Here is a 22,235-nt window from a genome sequence, read left to right as displayed (position 1 = left end):
TTTACTCATGATGAAGTTATATTCATTTTTGTTGCTGGGTCTTTTCATGCAGGCAAATGGAAGTACCTATGCACAGAAAGTAAGTCTGTCGGTAAAGCGAGCTGAGCTCGCTGATGTACTGACACAGATCCAAGAGCAGACCAATCTTGATTTTTTCTATAACAGCAGCCAACTGAAAGAGGTGGAGAAGATCGATCTGCATGTCAAAAATATGGACTTGAAGAAGGTCTTGGATGCTTGTCTGACGCCAAGGGGATTGTTCTACGTGGTGCAGAACAAGACGGTATTGATTAAAAAGGCATCGGAGATGGAGGTTGCTGCTTCTGAATTGGGAGTGCAGCAAAAGCAGTTAAAAGGAAAGATTTTCGATAGTAAAGGCGCTCCGCTAACTGGTGCTTCGGTGCGGTTACAGCAGAGTAATATTGCCGCGGCGTCACTCGCAGATGGTTCCTTTACGATACCTGTTGTACAGGACGAAGGACAGCTCCTGATTACTGCGTTGGGCTATGAAGATCAAGTCATTGACTATAAAGTAGGAAAAGCGATCGAGGTCCGTATGGTCGAGGCGACGAGTGATCTGGATGAGGTCGTAATTGTCGGATATGGTGTTCAAAAGAAGGCCAACCTGACGGGTGCGGTTGCGCAGGTCAATGCAGAAGATATCGCATTGCGCCCGGATGCTAATATAGCTTCGACATTACAAGGACTGATGCCCGGCCTGAATATTCAGATTAATAATGGTGATCCTGGAGCGACTCCTGATATCAATGTGAGGGGCTTCAATTCCATCAATGGTGGCAATCCATTGGTACTGATCGATGGTATCGAAGGTAATATCACTCGGGTCAACCCCAATGATATTGAATCGGTGACGGTGCTGAAAGATGCTGCCTCGTCCGCTATATATGGAGCGAGGGGCGCTTTTGGGGTGATCCTGATCACGACCAAGCGAGGTAAAGCAGGTAAAACGGAAATCAATTATTCTAATAATTTTGCCTGGACGACACCTGCTGCGCGTACCGATTTTATCACGGATCCGTATGTCTATGCAAAGACAGTGGATGCCGCTATTTCGGGGTACAATGGAAGTAGTTATAGTCAGTACAATGCGATGGACTGGGAGGCGATCAAGATGGTGTCTAAAGGTGAGATAGCACCATTTCACGAATTGCAGGCTGATGGAACCAATAAGTTTTTCTACCAGACGGATTGGTGGGATTATCTGTTTCGCAAGTATCAAGCTTCCAATTTTCACAATATATCGATATCGGGTGGTACCGATAAATTGAAAGGGTATCTATCTGGCCGCGTGTACGACAGACAAAGTATCAATAATATCAACAAGGATGCTGGAATAGGGCGCCAAAATATGAAGGCTAATCTGGTATTCACACCTTATGATTGGTTAGAGGTTTCCAATAACGTGCAGTTTATCAATGAGAATGATAAAGATTATGGTGGTTTTTCGAATGGATTTGGGGGACTGTGGAGTACCACCACTTGGTATAACCTAATGCCGTTTTACCCGAACTTTGTCGATGGTATCCCTACGGATATCGGTACCGGTTCTGGCGGGCAAGGTGGTAATGCAGGATTGGCTTCGGGCAAGAGTTGGAGAAATATAGATACCGAAGAGTTTACCAATACGTTCCGTATAGTAGCTCGACCACTGAAAGGTTTGGAATTTAACTTTGATTATAGCAACAGAATCGAGAATAAGAGTCTCGCGCTACGCCTGAATCCTTTTACATACTTGGCCGGTAATAGGCTGAATCCATTGACAGTGGGACTGAACCGATTGGAGGAGCAACGTACTAAGGATAAATATAACGCGCTCAATTTTTTCGGTACGTATAATAGGACTGTAGCGAATAAACATAATCTGCGTCTGTTGTTGGGTTTTAACCAAGAGGAGTATGATCAGGATTTTATAAGTGCGAAGGGAGACGACCTACTGCTGGAGGACTTGTCTAATCTCTCTCTGGCAACTGTAATGAATGCAATGACCGGAAGTGCTACAAACTGGGCAGTCCGTGGGTTCTTTGGTCGCTTCAACTACGATTATGAGGGTAAATATCTAATGGAAATCAATGCGCGCTATGACGGCTCTTCGCGATTTCCTGCAGATAGCCGATGGGGCTTTTTCCCGTCGGTATCACTGGGGTGGCAACTGGATAGAGAGCGTTTTTGGGAAGAGATAAAACCCTATGTGTCTTCTTTCAAACTGAGGGGATCTTATGGTAAGCTGGGCAATCAGACAGTACCGGTGAATACATTTAAAGAATTAATGGCGGTGAAACGTGGAAATTGGCTGAACGGAGGAGAGAAGCTGACCGTTGCACAGATGCCAGGACCATTGCCGAGTGTGGTGACATGGGAAAGTACCAAAAGCTTGAACCTGGGAGCGGATATCGGTGTGCTTGACAATAAATTGTTTGTCAATGCGGATTGGTACCGTAAGAATGTGGAAGGGATGTACTTGCCGGGAGAGCCACTGCCAGGTGTATTTGGTGCTCGGGAACCACGTGAAAACTACGCTGCATTGCGTAATGATGGATGGGAAGTCGGTGTGTCCTACCGCGACAAGTTTGACGTGGCAGGAGCTCCACTGCAGTTTAACGTGACAGCCAATGTATCAAACTTTAAAGGTACAATCACGAAATACAATAATACGAAAGGGCTCCTGAGCAGTTATTATGAAGGGCAGCGTTTGGGAGAAATATGGGGCTACCGCGTAGCAGGGCAATTCCAATCGGATGAAGAGGCGGCGGCTTACCAAAGTCATTTTGATATACCGGGTGGTGCACAGGCATCGGTCAATCTGGGGCAGGTATATGACGATATACTCAACGTGATGCAGAACAGTGAATGGAGTCACCTGCGTGCCGGTGATATCAAGTACTTGGATCTGAACGGTGATAAGAAAATAGATAAAGGGGACAATACCTTAGACAATCACGGTGATCTGGAGCGTATTGGTAATGCGATGCCTCAATATCTCTTTGGACTTAACCTGAATGCGAAATGGAAAAACTTTGATTTCTCAACAGCGCTGTCTGGTGTAGGACGTCAGGATTGGTATCCTACAGGCGAGTTGTTCTGGGGTACGTATCAAAGACCTTACCTGTCATTTATCCGTAAAGACTTGATAGACAATGCGTGGACGCCCGACAAACCGGGGAATACCTATCCGCAGATTTATAGAGGATATTCCTCGTTACAGGGGAGACGTTCGCTCTATGAGGTCAATGATTATTACTTGACCAATCTGGGCTTTTTGCGTGTCAAAAATATGACGGTAGGGTATACGCTGCCACAAGAATGGACGAAGAAAGCTAAAATAGAGCGCCTGCGTGTGTTTTTCAGTGGTGAAAATATGTTTACATGGAGTTTTGGCAAGCTGACGAAATACATCGATCCGGAGCAGGCTGGAGCAGGGGTAAGTTATTCGGCACCAAAGGATGCCACTCAGCGCGGCGATCAACGTGTATACCCAATGGGTAAGACGTATTCTTTTGGGGTAATGATAGGGTTATAAATAGGAAGACATCATGAAAATTAAACTAATAACAATTGGATTAGGAGTTATATGGAGTGGGATGATGATGTCCTGTGACAAGGACTTCTTGGATAGACCATCGGAAGATCAGGTAGAGGCTCCTTTCTTTTTTAATACAGCCAAAGATTTAGAGGTCGCTACCAATGACTTTTACAGTGCGTTTTCTAGAAATTCTGAGGAAAAAGAATGGACTGACAGCTATACGGATGATGCGGGGTCGGATAATCTGATGCCACTGAATCCAGCGGCCAAGGTGCGGGGATCGAGGGTCGTTCCAGTGGCCCGCGGTTCAGGTGGCTGGAACTGGGACGATTTGCGAAAGATCAATTATTTTTTGATCAATTATCATAAGGTAAAGGACGAAGCGGCCAAAGCAAAATATGGCGGCATAGCCCGTTTTTTTAGAGCATATTTCTATTACGATAAGGTCAAAACCTTTGGTGATGTGCCGTGGTACAGTGGTGTGTTGGATGCCAAGGATCCGGAGCTATACAAGGCCAGAGACTCCCGCACACTGGTCATGGATTCGGTCATGGCTGACCTTGACTTTGCCATAGCTAATATTCCAGCAGAGAAGCAGGTGAATCTGATAACACGCTATACGGCGATGTTGTTAAAAGCTCGTGTGGCTTTATTTGAAGGAACATTTCGTAAATACCATGGTTTGGAAGGCGCTGATAAATACTTGACCTTGGCCGCATCTGCCGCACAGGATCTGATCACTTCCAATGCCTATACCTTGTATACGGAGGGTGGTGCCGAAAATGCGTATAGAAATCTTTTTGCGAGAAATAACCAAGATAATATGGAAACCATATTGGCTATAGATTTTGACTTGGGACTTAAAGTGCATTCTTTGGGATCGTCCTTTACGTCAGCTACGCAGGGATCTTATGGTGTACCTAAAGACTTGGTCAATAGTTACCTTATGCGGGACGGATCTCGATTTACCGATAAAGCCAACTACAAGACCATGGGCTTTCTGGACGAAATGCAAAACCGTGACCCTCGATTGACACAGACAACTGCGGGTCCTGATTTTAGGGTAATTGGAGAGTCTAAAAATGAACCTGTCAATCTATCAATTACAACAACAGGATACCGATTGATTAAAGCACTGCCGGATCGGAGCCAATGGGCGACCTCTGGAGCTTATTTTGATATTATACTATTCCGCTATGCAGAAGCTTTGTTGGTTTTTGCAGAAGCAAAGGCTGAATTGGGTAACTTGACTCAAGCGGACCTGAATATCTCGATCAATAAATTGCGTAGCCGGGCGGGGATGCCGAATCTGGATATGGCACAGGCTAATGCAAATCCCGACCCGTATCTGTTGGCCATGTACCCTAATGTAAAGGGAATGCAGGGGGTGATATTGGAGATCAGAAGGGAGCGTCGTGCTGAGTTATTTAATGAAGGGTTCCGTTGGGACGACCTGATGCGGTGGAAAGAGGGGCTGAAGGTAAACCAACCTATTGTAGGGGTATATTTTCCAGGAGTGGGAGCATATGATTTTACTGGAGATGGACAGGCGGATGTCTTTGTACATACAGGCAGTACGTCGGGAGCACCTTCTTCGGTGACATCAATGGTGAATATTAAACAGCGGACACTATGGGATCCTATTACCGGTCAGCAAGGAGGGATTTCTGGAAATATAGATCCTTTTCCCAATCGGGGTGGTTTTAGGGAGGATAGGGATTATTTGGCACCGATCCCTTCGGAAGAGTTACTGCTGAATCGGAGCTTGAAGCAGAATGATAAATGGGACGAATAGGCTCCAGCAATAGGTAGAAAATTATTAAAAGATATGCTAAATGAAAAATATAAACTATATACTGCTGTGCTTACTCTTGATGTTGGCAGGTTGTAAAAAAGATAAAGAGGGCTTTGAAGAGAGGCTGCTGATGGATATAGACTATATGGAGGTCAGTAGTAAGACGAATACGTATACTTTTGAGGTACTCTCCAACACAACGATAGCGGTAGAAACGGATGCTGACTGGATTGTATTGGATACAACGGCGTACGAAAAAGGGAAACAACGGATTGGTTTTTCGACAGTGACCAATGAAGATGATGAGCGGTCGGGAACGATCTCCGTACGGATTAATCAGGATGAGTCACGTCAGGTGCTTGTTATCCAGGAATCGGGGAAAGTTCCTGTATTTTATGTCACGGTCGATGGTGCAGGAGATGGTAAATCTTGGAATACGCCTACAGATCTAACCACGGCAATAGAAAAAGCGACGGCCAACAGTACTATTTATTTGGCAGAGGGAATATATAGGCCATCTAAGACAATCCGTAACGGAGATGCGAGCGAAGAATCTGACAAGACCTTCGAAATTTCGAAAAACATCAGTCTGATTGGCGGTTTTCCTGCAGATGCCCTTCCGGGAGCAAGACCAAATGCGAAACTATATAAAACAGTATTGGAAGGCAAACTGATCTCTGGCAAAGAGGTGTTCCATACGGTGACAGTTACTGCCGCATTGGATCAGGATTCCAAAGTTCATTTGGAGGGATTGACTATAAAGGGGGGGAATGCAACGGATAGAGCGACCAATACCACTATCAGTAGTGTGAAATATAGCCGTGGAAATGGAGGAGGTCTGTTGATTGCAAATGCTATTGTATACCTGAAAAAAGTTGAAATAGTGGACAATAAGGCAACTAATGACAAAGGAACGGCAGGTTTTGCTGCGGGGATGTACGTATTTGCTGGTGCCAGGGTAACCATGGAGGACTCCAAGGTAAATGAGAATACCAACAATAATAACAATGGAGGTGGAGTATGGGTTGCCGATGCTACATTGACGGCATACGGCTGTGAGTTTAACGGCAACTATGCTAGAGGTACAGCTGGGGGGATACATGGATATCCTAACGCCAATATCTATTTGTATGATTCGGAGGTGATGAACAATAATAACACTTCTTATGGGGCAGGCGTCTATGTGCGTGAAAACTCAAATGCAGTGATTGTAAATTGTCTTATTGTTGGTAATAAGAGTACATCGACGAATGGGGGCGGTGGCGTCATGCAATATGGTGGAACGAAAGTGGATATCATCAGTTCGACGATAACAGGAAATGAGGTCGTTGGTCCGGGTGCAGGTATATATAGAAGAGATAAGGTGAATAACCTGACCGTTATCAACTCCATTATATCAGGGAATAAACAAGCGTCTACATCAAAAGACGTAGATGCCCATACCGATAATGCAACGGTAATTCCAAGTATTAAGAGTACGGTGAATGCTACAGCTACCTATGATAATGCAGGTGCAGTTGTGGCTGGAGCCATATTTACGCCATCTTCGATGTTGAGCGCAGCATATCTGCCTGTGGGAGCCAGCAATCCGGCTTTGACCTATGGTCTTACGGGGGCAAGCTTGGCGACGATAGGGCAGACCTATACTCCAGTGCTTGATAAACGTATAGAGAAAGATATTAATGGAGAGTCAAGAAGTGGTACTGTGATGGGAGCTAAAATCAAATAGTTGTTATGAAAGTACTTTTTGGGTTTATAATGTCTTGGATTTGTGTATCACAGATCGGTGCAATAGCTAACCCCAAGACCATTATGTTGGTCTTGGGGTCGGCAGATGCCACAGTATTAGAAGAACGTATTGAGATTGCGGCGAGATTGTACCGTACGCAATCTATTCAAAAAATAATAGTGAGTGGTGGTTGCGGGGCACATGGGTCGGGTATCTGTGAGGCAACAGCAATGCAGGAAGGGCTGTGGGCCAGAGGTGTTGAAAGACACAAAGTATATAAAGAAGAGAATGCGAAAACTACAGTACAGAATTATGTGTTCAGCAGAATCTTGCGGGATGAGCTTGATCAACAGATCATCCAGCCTGGGGACACGGTTTTCGTTGTATCCAACCATTGGCATGCAATCGCCGTTGCCGCACGATTGCAACAGTATGATGGGGTCGTAGGACGCTTTTATATTGAAGGGAGTATTATACCCAAGGCAACAGACAAATTGGATTATGTAGGGATATTTAATGGACAGCCTGATAATGAAAAGTTTGTGCTGCGTGGTTCATGGCTGACCCCGGAGGCACAGTGGTCGGTAGGCGATAGTGTATATTATCTCCAGAATAATATCGTGTATGGGACGGATAAGCAGAATAGTTCATTCACCGTAACAGAAGCGAAAGAGGTATTGCCGTTCTTAAAGTTATTGGATACAAGTCATTCGCGCGCATTTATAGACGGGGGTAAGTTTTGGTGTATACGTAATGGGGATAGCTTGTGGAAAGTGGATAAGGAGACCAAAAAAATACTGGAAAAAATGATCTGGTGTGATTGGATCACGGGTTTGCCAGAAGCCTGGAAAGAATCTGGTGTTAATGCAGGAGTGTTTTGGAATAATTCTCTGATATTATTTGCCAATGAAAGAGTGTTAGTCGCCCGGGCTGAAAGGAAGAATTGGGTATTTGTGAAAGAGGTGCCGGCAACTGAATACTTTGGAAACTGGCCTTTCGCCTGGGGAAAAAGTAATGTGGCAGCGGCTACCGTAGACCCTGTTACTGGACGGCTGATCCTCTATCGGAATATGGAACGTGTAGAGGTGGAGAAGAATCTACAGGTCGTGGGTAAGCCAGCATCCAACAAGTTAAAATGGATCGAAGATCCTAAGTGATAACCGAATAATTTGATACACATGAAAAAGAAATTTCTATATAGTTTAATGCTACTTTTCCTCGTCTTCGCATGCAGTAAGAAAGAGGAAGGAACACAGTTGCCGTACGACTACTCGAATGTTGAAAAGGCAGGGCTTAAGGAACTCCTTGAAAAGACCGATTGGAAGAGCAAGGAGGTGTCTGGAGGGATAGTTTGGAAGTATTATCAATTTCCACAGATTTTTGATTCTAAGCAATATATCAATATTCTGGAAGTAGATTTGAATAAAGGACTACATATCGAAATTCCTTATGTAAAAACGGGGTTTTTGAAGACGAGTACCGCAGCGGTAGAAAATAACGCTTTAGTCGCTTTCAATGGCAGTTACTTTAATACCAGTACTGGAGGATCAACCACTTTTTTTAAGTACAACGGAAATCTGGTGAATAATACGGCTTCCGGATTTAGTGCCTATCGGGAAAATGGAGCAGTAGTACTGGATAATAAAGGAGGCGCTAAGGTGATTGCTAAGCCCGGTTCGGGTTGGGCTACAGTAGCAGAGCCTGTTGTATTGGCAGGAGGTCCTTTGTTGCTATTGGACGGTAAACAGCAGTCTCAGCTGAATGTGGATTTCAACACGGCAAGACATCCCAGAACTGCGTTTGGGGTAACGGCTGACAATAAAATGATTGTTGTTGTGGTGGATGGTCGATCCTCACAATCCCAAGGCCTCACCATTGCGCAGCTTTCTGAGCTGATGGCCGCGCTGGGCTGTACGCAAGCACTTAACCTTGACGGAGGAGGATCTTCTACGGCTTGGGTCAAAGGCGAAGGTGTTGTAAACTTTCCATCAGACAATGGTGTATTCGATCATGAAGGCGAACGTGGCGTAGCCACTGTCTTTACTGTTAAGTAATATAATCAACCTAAAGAAGGAGAGGTTCCCGGATGTAGCATAGGCTTATCCGGGAATTGCTATTATTATGGGATGTGATTTCATGCAAAGACCATCTTGATTTAATAGTAGCTTAATCCTAGAGGGATATTTTTGTCCCAAAATTTATACGCTACTATGAAATATCCATATATGAACAAAACTTTACTTTTGGTCGCTGCAGTATTTGCCTTTTCGGTACCATCTTATGCGCAAGATGATGTTGGTATTATGAAACTCGATGAGTTTAAATATCCTAAACAACGTAAGATAATCGATATTCCCAATGTAAATGGTCTGCAGGTATTGAAATGTGATTTTCACATGCATACTGTCTTTACAGATGGACATGTTTGGCCCAATGTACGGGTACAGGAGGCATGGAAAGAAGGTTTGGATGCTATTGCATTTACAGAACATGTGGAGTATACTCCGCATAAGGACGATGTTAAACCTGGAAATTTAAGGCCTCATGAATTGGCAAAAAATTTAGCAGCAGAGCAGAATATCCTTTTGATAAAAGGAACAGAAGTAACACGAAACACGCCTCCAGGACATTTTAATGCTTTATTTATCCAGGATGACAAGAATCTTGTGGTGTCTAGAGATTCGGAGTTGGACAACCAAGCTATACAGGCGGTAGTGGATCAAAAGGCTTTTATTTTTTGGAACCATCCTGGATGGAAGGCAACACAGATCGAAGGTTCATATGAATGGATCCCATTTGTCGATAAGATGTATAAGGATAAAAATCTTCATGGTATCGAGGTGGTCAATGGTTTTGGATTCCACAAAAAGGCATTGGACTGGGCTTTGGATAGAAATTTGACGATCATTGGAAATACAGATATTCATAATCTGATCGCACATGAATATGATATAGAGCGTGCCGGTGTGCATCGTACGATGACGCTTGTGATGGCTAAGGATCGTTCGGCAGAGGCAATACGTACCGCACTCGAAAATGGAAACACGGTAGCATGGTCCAGTAATTATCTATTTGGTAAGGAAGAGCATGTGCGCAACTTGTTTGATGCTTGTGTCAAGTTGAATCCTGCTTTCCATGAAAAAGAGAATGGAAAGAAAGCAAACAGTAAATATTACGAACTGCAGAATAATTCGGATCTGTATTTTGAATTACAATTGGTCGATGGAAAGGCAACAAAAAATATTGTGTTGTATCCTAAGTCGGCGCAGATAGTGGTCGCCGATGCAGGACAGACTAAGTTGTCGTACGAAGTAGTGTCGACCTATATACGTAGTGATAAGCATCTGAAAGTAGAACTGAGTCTCTAGTACTTGGTTGCATCTCATTTTAATAAAGAAAATAACTTGTATGTGTGGAGCTTGCCTTTAGTAATAGGACAAGCTCTACAAATCAACAATCCAACCATTAACTTGAATGCAAGTTGGGGATTGACGCCAAATATGGAGACCTATCTGCCCGTAAAATAGGGGCTTTTTACAGATAATCAGTAAATATTACGCCTTCTACACTCATGTGTAGAAGGCATTTTTTATGGAAATAATTTTTTATTAAATCTTTTCCTTTTTCTTCGGGTCATCATAGATGCGATAGCATTTGTTCCCTTTGATCAAAAGTCCGCGACTTGCTCCTTTTTCCCGGTTGGATTTATTGCTCACATTAACGCCATAGACTTTTCCTTCATAAAATGAAGTAACCTCAGGAAAGATGGTATGACCTACAAATAGGTGTTTTACATCATACTGTTTCATGATTTGTTCGAGATCAGCTGTAGACAGTGGATTGTATTTTTCATCTGTCCGTACCATACCGCGATACCAAAGGGGGCCATTACTGCCGAACAAAAATCTGGCTGCGGAAGATTGCTCCCGCTCTTCTTTCCGCTGATGTACATGCGCACGTGTAGAATCATTAATGGCATTTATAGTCCAGACATTGCCAATAATATCGGCACTCAATCCTGCATGGACAAATAGGTGATCACCAATCTTTTCTATCGTATTTCGACTCAGTAGCCATTGCCCCAGTTCGGATTCCATGCCCCATAGTTCCTGATAGTTGATGTCAAGATGTTGCGCGAGGTTGGTGTACTTTTCCTTAGCATATTTAAGATTGCCTCGTAAAGTCATTTCCTCGTGATTGCCCAAAAGAAAATGAACAGCACCTCCTGCTTGGGAGGCTTCGGCCTCTAATTTATAAAGCAACCAAAACAAGGGAAGGACATCGTCTCCACGGTCAAAGATGTCACCTATCACTACAAGATGTTTTTTGCCGAAGGTCCATTGATACTTTTCGCCAATGACACGATGTGCTTTTAGGATGGCATGAAAAGAGTCGAAATCTCCATGAGGATCGGATAGAACAAGAATCTCGCTGCTTTTGCTGTAGGTTGCTCGAGGAGTTTCGATGGGATGCAATGTGACTTGAAACTGATGCTGTCCATTCTCGGAAATAACTTCAACTGTTGGCGCACTGTTTTGCTGAACATCTAATTGTCCTTTATAAACGCGAACCAGATTACGCTGCTCAGCAGTATATAATATATAGGGACCATCATGCTGAGATAACGGAGCTTGCTGTGCAACAACATTTCCGATAGTGCATAGACAAAAGAAAAAAGTAATCCAAAGGTTATACCTGCTGTAAGCATTGCAGGTATAACCATGGACAGTCTGTTTAATAACCATCATTCTGTATAATGTTTGTATTGGCATCGATTTCTCTACGAGGGATAGCCAGTACAGTTTTAAAATAAGTGCGGTCAAAGGATTTTGTCTCTGCACGGAGTAGTGGCGAATTGTGTGATGCAGCCTTGCGTTCGATTCGCATATTATTACGCATGGCATCAAATAAGCGATGTCCCTCACCAACAAGCTCTTTGCGGCGTTCTTCCATAACACGCTCTAAAGTGACAGTTCCCGATACCGATTTAGCAGGGTTTGCACGACTGACGATAGCATTAAGGTACTTCAGCGCATTGGTGTTATCTCCTGTTTTTACAGCAGCTTCAGCAGCGATAAGGTATGCCTCCGATAGACGTAGGACAGGAATGTCAGCCTCCTGTGGTGTCTCGCCTTCGGCTGGGTTACCAGGATACTTATTGAGGTAATAGTAATCGACCTGCTTGCTGGTGTATTTGGTGATGATTTTATGACGTACATCGTTTGGATCAGCTTTCAATAAGTTCATGTAATCACCAGACAATATAATATCATTATAACCTAGGCGCCACAATAAATAACCTATCCCATCTTTGCCAGGACCACCGGTGTCAGAACCTGTCTCTGTTTTGATAATAGGTAGTTGAAACAGAATCTCACTGGTGAAGTCTTTGGACCAAACCGTACTGTATTCTTCATTGGTCCACAAAAAATACTGCCCCTTGGTAGAAGAAGCTGATTTTTGTGCTTCGGCGATCATTTGTGTTGCGGTATCAAAAGCTTTTTGATTCTGTCCCGTATACAGATAGGCACGTGATAGTAATTGTTGTGCGGCAAAGCGGTTTATCTTGCCATTATTACGCGCCGTACTAAGCAGTTTGCTGGCATCTTCTAAATCTATGATTACCTGGTCATAGACCTGTTTGACCGTATTGCGAGAAGGCTTACTGCTCGAGTTGTGCTTTTCTAATTCAATAGGTACGCCTAATGATGCGCCATTGTCTTTGCTGAAGGGAGCGCCAAAAACTTTTACTAAATCAAAATGTGCTAGGGCACGTAGAGCTAATGCCTGTCCTTTGATATCCTTCAATTCCTCGCTAAGTCCTTCTGCCGGAAGACCGTTCACGAAAGCTAAGATACCGTTTACATTGCGCAACACACGGTAGGGGAAGCGCCAGAGAGAGGATGGAGCAGTGTCTTTGTTATAGTCAAATAAATAGAACTTTGCAGCACGTTTCGTATCCCCATTGGCCTGTAGATCCTCACCTGTCACATCACCATAATAAGTCATGCGGGCTCCATAGTATTCATAATTTCGAAGGAAATCATAAGCCCCGTTTAGCGCATATTGTGCTTCGCGGGCAGATTTTATGGCTTCACTACTTTCTGTAGAGGTACTGGGTTGAGCTTCTTCGAGCCATTTATTGCCGCATCCCGTGAATAATAGACTAGCAATAAATGCGATTGATAATATATTTCTCATGTCTGAATAATCTTGTTGTTAGAATTTAATATCCAATCCAAATGTCACTGTCTTTAGTTTTGGTGACTCAAAGTATACGCTACCATCGACAGGTACTTCGGGGTCATAGTTTTTGTATGCAGCAAATGTCAATAGATTGACGCCTGAGCAATAAGCGCGTATATTGCTGACTTTAAGTCGGCGGGCAAACTCTTGTGGAACGGCTACGCCAAAAGTAAGATTCTTTAGACGGATGTGATCAGTAGAGTGTACCCTGCGGGTGTTGGCGACACTGCTCATGTCGTACGAATTACCCACCATAAACATTTCGATATCGGTCTCATCGCCGGGTTTCTGCCAGCGTCTTTCGTAATATCTAGGAATATTGTCATACCCTGTTTTGCCCGCAAGCTCTGTTTTACTTGCGCCATAGTCATAGGAATTGCCTCCCAAAGTATAGGTCCAAGTAAAGTTTAGATCCATGAACTTATAACGGAATGTATTGGTAAAACCACCCGTAAGCTTAGGGTCTACGCTTTTGTAGGCAATACGGTTGGCTTTGGTGTCATCCTCGGTAATTTCTCTAGAGTCTAGGTTGTTTGGATCATTGACATAGTATTGTGGTACGCCGGTTTCTTTGTTGATCCCTGCAAATTCCACCAGGTAGTAACTATACCACGGTTGCCCGACGCGGTGTATCAATGTACCATTACGAAGTTCGGAGCTGCCATCAGCCAAAGAAATGGTCTTGTTCTTATTCATGCCCAGATTAAGTGATGTAGTCCAACTCAACGCTTTGTCCCGTAAAATATCGGCACTGATGTCTACTTCAATCCCAGTATTACGTAATGCTCCGATGTTGGTCAAGTAGGAAGAAAAACCGGTTGTGTAAGATGTAGGCATATCGTTTAGTAGATCCGATGATTGCCTGTTATACCATTCAAAGGTGAAGTCAATACGGTTTAGTAAGCGTAGATCCATCCCGATATTTACATTATTTTGCTTCTCCCACTTTAGAAACGGATTTCCAATCTGAGTCTCCCGAATACCAGGGTTGCTACCGTAAGGGAAGCCGAAGCCAGTTAGATCCATATAGGTGAAAAGACTAGAAGGAAGCGTTCCGTTGGTACCGTATGATACGCGAAGTTTAGCATCGGATACAATAGGTTGTAAGGACTGCATGAAATCCTCATTACCCAGCTTCCATGCTCCTGATACCGACCAGAAATTTCCCCAACGGCTATCACGGTGTAGTCTAGAGCTGCCATCGACACGTATACTGGCACCTAAAAAATACTTGTTGTCGTAATTATAGTTGGCACGGGATAAGTAGGATAGTAAACGCCATTCATTTGTAGAACCAGATAGATCTTTAAGAACAGAACCGTTGGAGATAACGATCTTATCTACCGAAGGGAAGTTCTCTTTGGCGCCATCTAGATCTTCGCGGGTGTATTTATTGACCTCATAGCCTCCTAAGATATCTAGATTATGTTTGTCCGCAAAGGTTTTCGTATAGGTAAGGCTATTCTTCCATACAATCTGGTTATACTGTTTGAAACTAGAACTCAATGCTCCGTTCTGTTTCTCCCCATCAGAAGATCTAGGGTCGGACCAGGAATTGTATTTGGTCGTGGTGTTGTCTAGACTGAAAGTGGTGTTAAATACCAGTCCATCGATAAATTTGTAGTTAGCGAAAAGCGTATTGAAGGAGCGGTTGGCTTTCTCTGTCCTAAAATTATACATAGATGCAGCCATAGGGTTGCGTGGGCCATTAGAGAAGAAATCCGTAAAGAAAGATCCGTCTTCGTTGTATACGGGCTCTGACCCTGTTATTTTGTGTCGTGTAGCGTAGATTGGTGATGTATAGGTTCCACCTTCTGCATTGACATCCTGAGCAACGTTGGAATAGAGAATATTGGCGCCGACTTCCATTTTGTCGGTCATCTTATATTTTACATTTAGACGACCAGAGAGACGTTCAAAATCAGACTGATAAGATAAGCCTTTCTGGTTCATATATGACAAGGAGTTGTAGTAAGATAGTTTGCTGTCTCCTCCAGAAGCAGAAAAGTCTACATTTTTAAAAGGGGCTTGGCTACGGAAAAGCTCTTTTTTCCAATCTGCCCATCCGCTCCACGGCTCTGGTGCATATTTGTCAATATTGGCTTGTGCATATTCTTCGATTTTTGTCTCATCGGTCAGTTTATCGGTATAACGGGCCTTATTTCGAAGACCTTCTAATAGCATTGCTCGACGTTCGGGTCCACTCATTACCTCTCTGAAATCAGTAGCTTGACTCGATATTCCATAGTCTCCTTTAATAGAGAATACAGGTTTGCCAGCTTTTCCCGATTTGGTAGTGATCAAGATGACCCCTCCAGCAGCACGTGAACCGTATAGCGAAGCTGCTGCTGCATCTTTGATAACGGTAATCTGTTCGATATCGGAGTTGTTCAATGTCGACATGACATCAAAACCAGCATTGTTAGAGCTACTAGAGGCTATATTACCAGACATGACGGGAACCCCATCGATTACATAAAGCGGATTGTTTGCTGCATTGATAGATCCCATACCGCGTATACGGATACTAGTAGACCCACCAGGTTGACCTGATAGTGAATTGACCTGTACGCCAGGTGCATTTCCCTGTAACATAGTCGAAAAGTCCACCGCTGGAATATCTTTCATTCTGTCGGTTTTGATCGTAGAGGCGGAACCGGTATAGTCCGATTTTTTAAAGTTACCGTAGCCAGTGACGATAACCTCTTCCAGATCAGCTTCGACAAATTGTAGACTGACATTGATTGTTGATGAATTGACTTCTATTTCTTTCTTTTCGTATCCGAGGATGCTGAATGTCAGGGTAGAACCACGTTCTGCAGCGATGTGGTAATTACCATTGTCGTCTGTTGCAGTAGATGTTTTTTTGCCCTTTATAGCAACGAGAACTCCTGACAAGGCTTTCCCCTGATGGTCGGTTACCCGGCCTCGGATATCATTCTGTACAAATACGGCCTCGGATAATGTGATAGTTTGTTTGTGTGAGTTTGCTGTTTCTGTTGAAGCCGTCTTGACTACGATGGACTTGCCATCGATTACATAGGTTAGTGCCAGAGGTTTCAGGAGGGTATTCAATGCACTATTCAGCTCCGTATTGTCAAAATTCACGTCAACATATGGCGTGTTTTTGATAACCTCTGATTTGCTCAGTATGGTATAGCCGGTTTGTTTCTTGATCTCCCGAAAGATGTCGGTGATGGGGCTGTTTTTCTTTCTAATGCTCACGGTTTGGGCCAAACCTTCTGCCTGGATTTGGCCAACCGTGATCAAAAGTAGCACAACGATCATTTTCATAATAATGAGGTGTTTACAAAGCTTATTTTTCATTACTTTTGATTGGTTTAGTTTTTTAATAAACGATTACATGGATTTTATTTGATACTGAGCCGAAAGCCGGGGAAGTGCCACCTTCTCCGGTATCTTTTGAAATTAACAGATCAAATTTTCTTGCTTTTTGTCTGAATTATCTCATGATCTTAACCCTCCTCCCTTCGATCCTGATTTTAATATTGTCATCCGTCATTTTTATTATTTTTAATACTTTGTCAAAATTGTCTAATCGAGATACAGATCCCCAAAGTGCAAGTTGCTTCAACGATGGATCGACCTCGATTTCAATATCGTACCACCTTGCAACCTGCCTCATCGCGCTACCCAAAGATTCATTGTTGAAGGTGAACTCTCCATTTTTCCAGGCGATGCTTTCTTCTGCATTGATATTCTGAATTGCCATTTGGTTATTGCTGAAGAATGTCTGCTGTCCGGGATGCAGTGTGCTGGATTGTCTGTTTTCTGCAACAACACGTACTTTTCCTTCCAGGAGGGCTACTTTGGAAGCTTCTTCATTGCGATAGGAATTAATATTAAAATGGGTGCCCAGTACTTCGACCTGCTCGTTAGGGGTTTTAACGATAAAAGGTTGTTTCGGGTTGGAAGTGACTTCAAAGTAAGCTTCTCCGTCTAACTCAACTTCCCGAAGCGGGGCCGTAAATCGATTGGGGTATTTCAAGCGGCTATCGGCATTAAGCCAAACCTTACTCCCATCAGGTAAAGTGACATGGTACTGCCCCCCTTTTGGGGTAGATAATGTTAATTGTACCGTTTCTTCCTGTATGTCTTTTAACAATAAAGAACCGTCATTGTAAGTGATCTGATCGCCTATAACAATACCGCTCTGTGAGGCGTTGAGTTCGATGACTGACCCATCAGCTGCGAGTAAGGTCGCTCTATTGCTCCCTGGGCTTAGCTTTTCAGCCTCTTTCAGCGCCTGCAGATCGGGATTTAGATTCGGACGGCTCAACAGGTACCAGATGCCAATGGAAAGAATTGCAAGTATGGAGGCTGCGGCGGTATAGCGAAGCAAAGCTCGATAGGTACCTGATCGAACACCTTGCTTGGGCCCCTCTTCGATGCGATGGAGAATGTTTTGGAGCGTCTGTTCTTTATTATGTACAGTGTGTGCGCTGTGAAAATGCCGATACTCTTGTAAGGCCTGTTGTAGATGGCTTGGGTCCTCTAGGCGGTGTACCAGATCAAAAAGATCGGGATATTCTTCAAATAGTTTTTTTAGTTCTATGTGATTGTCCGGATGTATAGTTCCCTTGAGATATTTCTTAAGAAGGTCAACGCGATATGTGGTCTCTTGCATGTCGTGAATGTTAATAACAGTGACTTGCATTAAAAACACAGTAGCCAATAGAATCTTACATAAAAACTTTAATTAATTTTTATGTGGTTGGTTATGAGTTTATTTGTTTCTTGTTTTAGTAGTTGATAAGAATTGCAAATGCGATGAGTACCATGTCGTTTTTTGATTTTAAGACGAGCCGGAGAGAACTTATGGCGCGGGATCTGTTGGCATAGACGGCAGTAGGACTCATTTCGAGTTGTTGCGCAATCTCCTCTACAGTCTTGTCCTCTAGGTAGGTTAGCTTAAACACTTCCTTCTGGCGGTTAGGAAGGCGCTCTACTTCCTCAAAAATAGATTGAAGAAGCTCCACATAAGTCATTTGGGTAAAAGTGTCCTTATCTTCTATCAAAAGGTGCTCAAATGCAGTAATAGATTCGAGGTAAGTCACCTTGTTAGGAGAGCGTAGTGTATTTAGACTAGCATTCTTTGCTGATATATAAAGGAAAGCTTGAAGATTCTCCATACTGTGAAAGTCCATTCTCCGATTCCACACCGTAACAAAGACATCAGCTAAAATCTCTTCTGCAACTTCCGGTTTTTTAACATATTTCGAAATAAAGTAAAAAAGGGGAGTATAGAATCTATTATAGATTGCCACAAAGCCTTCCTGGCTATCGCTTCTAAGGTTCTCTATTAATATAGATTCTGTCATATGATTTCAAACATAAATAGGTTAGTACCGCCTGTTGCGTTTGTAAAATGTGTTTGCTATGGGCATGAGGCTATGTTTGCAAAGGTCTAAATTAGAAAAGTCTTTCTATATTCCCAAATGGAGCAAGTAAACTTGACTTTAAATTAATATTGGACTTGCTTTCAGACTTTCGCGGAGATGTCTCTCCCTATCATCATATCGTAGTTTGACCAATATTGAACAGTTCTATGTTCAATATCGTACAGTGTGGAATCTGTGTTTTTTTCTATTGTCCCTATTTTCAGTTGTTTATGTTTTTGGTTCTACACTTGATAACGAATGGCATAAGACAAATTAGTCGGGATTATCTGTTGATTATCGGCAAAAGGTATACTGGAAAATTTACCGAAAAAGAGGACAGTTTTACCGAGAAAATCGATGTTCTGGTCTAATCACCATTCGTAGCCTGAGCGTAGCGTTATACCTTTGGTGTAACAAAACAATCAGGAGCGATTGTGATGATGTAGAGGAACGATTGTGTTAAGATAGATAACAAATAATAGACATAACGTACAGGTAATAGTACCCTAAAAAATTAAAAATACAAAAAAATGAAAACGACCATCACAACAATCGCCACAGCATTTATTATGATGCTATCCCTGAATTCCTTTGCTACTAACGCAAATCCCCTGAAAAATCTGAATACGAGTAAAATAATAGCGACCTACCTGGAGGTGACGGCATTAGGTGCTCCTGAACTGCACAAGTATCTATTTGCCGATGATTTTCAGTATATGAATGCTACGGATAAGAAAACTTATGGAAAAAGAGAGTACACAGCATTTCTGAAGGCCAACAAAGGACTGAGGTACGATTGTGAAACTAGCTACGAAATATTGGACGAATGTGGTAAAGCTTGTATCGCTAAGGTAAGCATGAAGTTCAAAAACTTTACACGTGTGGATTATGTGACGCTGAGCCAGGGAACAGATAACTGGAAGGTGAGTAAAGTAGTAACGACCTACCCATAGGAACTGGGTAATTTTTGTTCAAATTGTGTAAGAGCCTGCACCGTCAAATACGGACAGGCTCTTTTTTCTTATAGCGACATTAATGGATCGGTAATACTGGCTTTACCATTCTCTATTCTCCCAGCATAGCGCCTGCCATACCTCATTGATGGATGTGTAGCCTTAATTTCAACGTCATACCATCGGCCTGTCTTTTCCGTTTTGATCCTTACAATCTGTGATTTTGAAGGAGCCAATTTCAACGGTTTATTTTTGTTGTTTTCGTAGTGGTTGTGTAATTCAAAAGTGATAGACTGCGGGCCGTTGTTCGTTATGGATAGAATGAGCTCATCTGCATCCACGGCATAGCTCTGCTGTATTTGAACCATGCTGGACGTTTTGTCACCACGGTATTCTCTATAATAACCATTAGGTCCATAGAGGGCCAAGTGGTAAGCGTCTTGTTCAAAATCTTTCAACGACCAGTCGTAGGTTACTGTATTACCTGCGGAGGTCGCAAATGCCCAGTTTGCCCGGTCGCCTTTATAGCCGTAAGCGTATACGTTGAAGGCCGCTCCGGCAGCTTTTGCTCCAAATAAAGAAGAAGCTGCATTCATGCTTAGTGTCAACTGTTCACTATTACACTGTTCTTGGATATAAAGCTCGTAAGGTAAAGCACTGGAGGGTTTTGTTCCTTTTTCCTGTTTGGGAAGTAGTGTCTTATCATGATGTTGCCGTATGGCAGTTATGTCTCCTTCGCTTAGTTTTTTGAAATTGTTGGGGATGGGTTTGTCTCTTGCTTTGTTGATTTCAGAAATTTGCTGATTGCGGTCAATGAAGTGCGGCATCTGTTGCTCTTTGCTATCAAAAGGCCTGAACACTGAAGTCAGATCGCCTGTAATAGCCCGGCGCCAAGAGCTTATATTGTCTTCCGTGACATTTATTTTAAACTTGTGTTGGATAAAATGTTCGACAAACTGGATGGTAGACGTAATATCACAGACTTCGGAATTGACCCAGCCGCCACGTGACCAAGGAGAGGCGATAATTAATGGTACACGGTAGCCTAATCCAACGGGACCTTCTGTCGCATAAGCAGGATCTATACCATAAGCAAGTTCCTGTTCTTTTGTTACGTACTCGCTTGTATAATCGAGATCAGCACTACTTAGTCCCGTAGTTAGATCGCCAGGTTTTGGGGCAACAAAAGGAGGGATATGGTCAAAGTAGCCATCATTCTCATCGTAGTTCAGAATGAATATGGTCTTTTTCCAAATCTCCGGGTTCTCTGTAAGAATCTGTAGAATTTCGGACACATACCAAGCTCCGTACATCGGTGCACTAGGATGGTCCGAAAAGTGCTGAGGCGCGACAAGCCAGGATACCGTAGGTAGCTGGTCCTTTTGTACATCTGCTCTGAATTGATGCAGTACATCCCCTTTGGGTACAGTCATCTGTTGTTCCTCAAATTCGATAGTTTCTACCTCATGGTAGTAGGGATCTGCTTCGTTGGTTTGGAAGGCTCGCGTATGTAGCGATTTAGTCCGATCATCTAGTGCTTCAAATTGTTCCGTGTTATAATGGGCGTACTCCTTTTTAAAACTTTCGAGTTGTTGTTCTTTCTGCTCGATCTTCTGTTTTAACTTTTGGTCATTTCGGCTACCTAGTTCTGTTTTTAGTTCTTGGATTTCCGTAGGGAGTTCGCTGATACGGCGTGCATAAAAATCAATATGGCTTTTCTTGAAGCGTATTTTATATTGACTGAACCATTCCAGATTGTTATCTGTAAAATTACCTAGCCAAGCTTCCGCCTCCCCTTTCAGATCCGTCTGTACACTTACCTCGTTCTGATATACTTTCCAGCTGACTCCATTTTTTTCAAGTAACTCTGGAAATGTTCGCCAATGTGCCTCTCTATTGAAGTAAACATCGGAGTTACGGACCAACGGTTTAGCTCCTTTTTCAGGAACACATTTGCCCGTCCAAAAGAAATGCCTATTTGTTGTGGTTCCAGTAATTGATGAACAAAAGTGCTGGTCGCAGATTGTAAATGCATCTGCAAACGCATAATAAAACGGAATATCTTCGCGTGTGTAGTAGCCTAAGGTCAGCGGGAGTTCCCGGTAATTTTTGTTGCCTGAGCGTTTCGATTCAAGCCAATTATCGAATTTTCCATGATTCCACGCGCCAATCTGATTTTCCCAGGAATGAGGCAAATCTTGAGTCCATGCTGCATTTGAGTTTTTGATATCTAGTCGAAATGGCGTGTAGGTGTCTCCATTTTTGTAGGACTGAAGCCAGACGGGATTGCCATTGGAAAGTCTGAGGGCTCGAGGGTCATTAAATCCACGAACGCCACGGAGACTACCAAAACTATGGTCAAATGAACGGTTTTCCTGCATGACCATAACAATATGTTCTGCGTCCAGATAAGTGCTATTGGGGTGAGGGTTTATTTTTAGTGCCGCCTGAATAGCATGGGGCAGACTACTGAATAGTCCAAAAGAACCGGCCAGCATTCCTGCTTTTTTTATGAAATCTCTTCTACTTTCCATTTAAAATTGATTGATTGCAACAGTGTTTGTTGGTG

13 protein-coding genes are annotated in these 22,235 nt (G+C 43.1%); 7 read left to right on the top strand and 6 right to left on the bottom strand.

The annotated features are described in order from the left end of the window. Nucleotides 1-7 precede the first annotated feature (7 nt). The 6 genes from JKG64_RS19455 (at nt 8) to JKG64_RS19430 (ending at nt 10,433) form a co-directional block, all read left to right on the top strand. On the top strand, nt 8-3,538 hold the full coding sequence (locus JKG64_RS19455) for a TonB-dependent receptor (protein WP_246512696.1): 3,531 nt from the start codon (nt 8-10) through the stop codon (nt 3,536-3,538). 13 nt (nt 3,539-3,551) lie between these two features. After that, nucleotides 3,552-5,336: a RagB/SusD family nutrient uptake outer membrane protein gene (locus JKG64_RS19450; protein ID WP_210355936.1), complete on the top strand. Its 1,785-nt coding sequence runs from the start codon at nt 3,552-3,554 to the stop codon at nt 5,334-5,336. Nucleotides 5,337-5,376: 40 nt separating this feature from the next. Continuing rightward, on the top strand, nt 5,377-7,065 hold the full coding sequence (locus JKG64_RS19445) for a hypothetical protein (protein ID WP_210355935.1): 1,689 nt from the start codon (nt 5,377-5,379) through the stop codon (nt 7,063-7,065). Between the two features lie 5 nt (nt 7,066-7,070). Further along, nucleotides 7,071-8,222 (top strand): YdcF family protein, encoded by a 1,152-nt coding sequence (locus JKG64_RS19440; protein WP_210355934.1) that lies wholly within the window; start codon nt 7,071-7,073, stop codon nt 8,220-8,222. A gap of 21 nt (nt 8,223-8,243) precedes the next feature. Then, nucleotides 8,244-9,119, top strand: coding sequence for a phosphodiester glycosidase family protein (locus JKG64_RS19435; protein WP_210355933.1), 876 nt, complete (start codon nt 8,244-8,246; stop codon nt 9,117-9,119). A 171-nt stretch (nt 9,120-9,290) separates the two neighbouring features. Then, nucleotides 9,291-10,433 (top strand): Sb-PDE family phosphodiesterase, encoded by a 1,143-nt coding sequence (locus JKG64_RS19430; RefSeq protein ID WP_210355932.1) that lies wholly within the window; start codon nt 9,291-9,293, stop codon nt 10,431-10,433. 240 nt (nt 10,434-10,673) lie between these two features. Here the strand turns inward: JKG64_RS19430 and JKG64_RS19425 are convergent, their stop codons facing one another. The 5 genes from JKG64_RS19425 to JKG64_RS19405 all read right to left on the bottom strand — a co-directional run bounded on the left by JKG64_RS19425 (nt 10,674) and on the right by JKG64_RS19405 (nt 18,653). Continuing rightward, the gene (locus JKG64_RS19425; protein WP_210355931.1) at nt 10,674-11,813 is read right to left on the bottom strand and encodes a metallophosphoesterase; all 1,140 of its coding nucleotides are present in this window, start codon (nt 11,811-11,813) and stop codon (nt 10,674-10,676) included. Then, nucleotides 11,800-13,266: a RagB/SusD family nutrient uptake outer membrane protein gene (locus tag JKG64_RS19420; protein ID WP_210355930.1), complete on the bottom strand. Its 1,467-nt coding sequence runs from the start codon at nt 13,264-13,266 to the stop codon at nt 11,800-11,802. Before JKG64_RS19420 ends, JKG64_RS19425 begins: the two co-directional genes overlap by 14 nt. 18 nt (nt 13,267-13,284) lie before the next feature. Further along, complete coding sequence (locus tag JKG64_RS19415) at nt 13,285-16,605, bottom strand: TonB-dependent receptor (protein WP_210355929.1); 3,321 nt, start codon at nt 16,603-16,605, stop codon at nt 13,285-13,287. A 169-nt stretch (nt 16,606-16,774) separates the two neighbouring features. After that, a complete protein-coding gene (locus JKG64_RS19410; protein ID WP_210355928.1) occupies nt 16,775-17,959 on the bottom strand; it encodes a FecR family protein in 1,185 nt (394 codons plus the stop codon). A gap of 115 nt (nt 17,960-18,074) precedes the next feature. Then, nucleotides 18,075-18,653, bottom strand: a complete 579-nt coding sequence (locus tag JKG64_RS19405) for an RNA polymerase sigma factor (RefSeq protein ID WP_210355927.1) — start codon at nt 18,651-18,653, stop codon at nt 18,075-18,077. A 590-nt stretch (nt 18,654-19,243) separates the two neighbouring features. Here JKG64_RS19405 and JKG64_RS19400 point away from each other — a divergent pair. Continuing rightward, nucleotides 19,244-19,666 (top strand): nuclear transport factor 2 family protein, encoded by a 423-nt coding sequence (locus tag JKG64_RS19400; RefSeq protein ID WP_210355926.1) that lies wholly within the window; start codon nt 19,244-19,246, stop codon nt 19,664-19,666. A 68-nt stretch (nt 19,667-19,734) separates the two neighbouring features. Here JKG64_RS19400 and JKG64_RS19395 read toward each other — a convergent pair whose 3' ends face one another. Beyond that, complete coding sequence (locus JKG64_RS19395) at nt 19,735-22,200, bottom strand: phosphocholine-specific phospholipase C (RefSeq protein WP_210355925.1); 2,466 nt, start codon at nt 22,198-22,200, stop codon at nt 19,735-19,737. Nucleotides 22,201-22,235 lie beyond the last annotated feature (35 nt).

Origin of the sequence: Sphingobacterium tabacisoli (genome assembly GCF_017908035.1) — a bacterium.
Classification (GTDB): domain Bacteria; phylum Bacteroidota; class Bacteroidia; order Sphingobacteriales; family Sphingobacteriaceae; genus Sphingobacterium; species Sphingobacterium tabacisoli.
The sequence above is the reverse complement of the archived record's forward strand: the minus strand, read 5'-3'. Positions and strand labels throughout refer to the sequence as shown.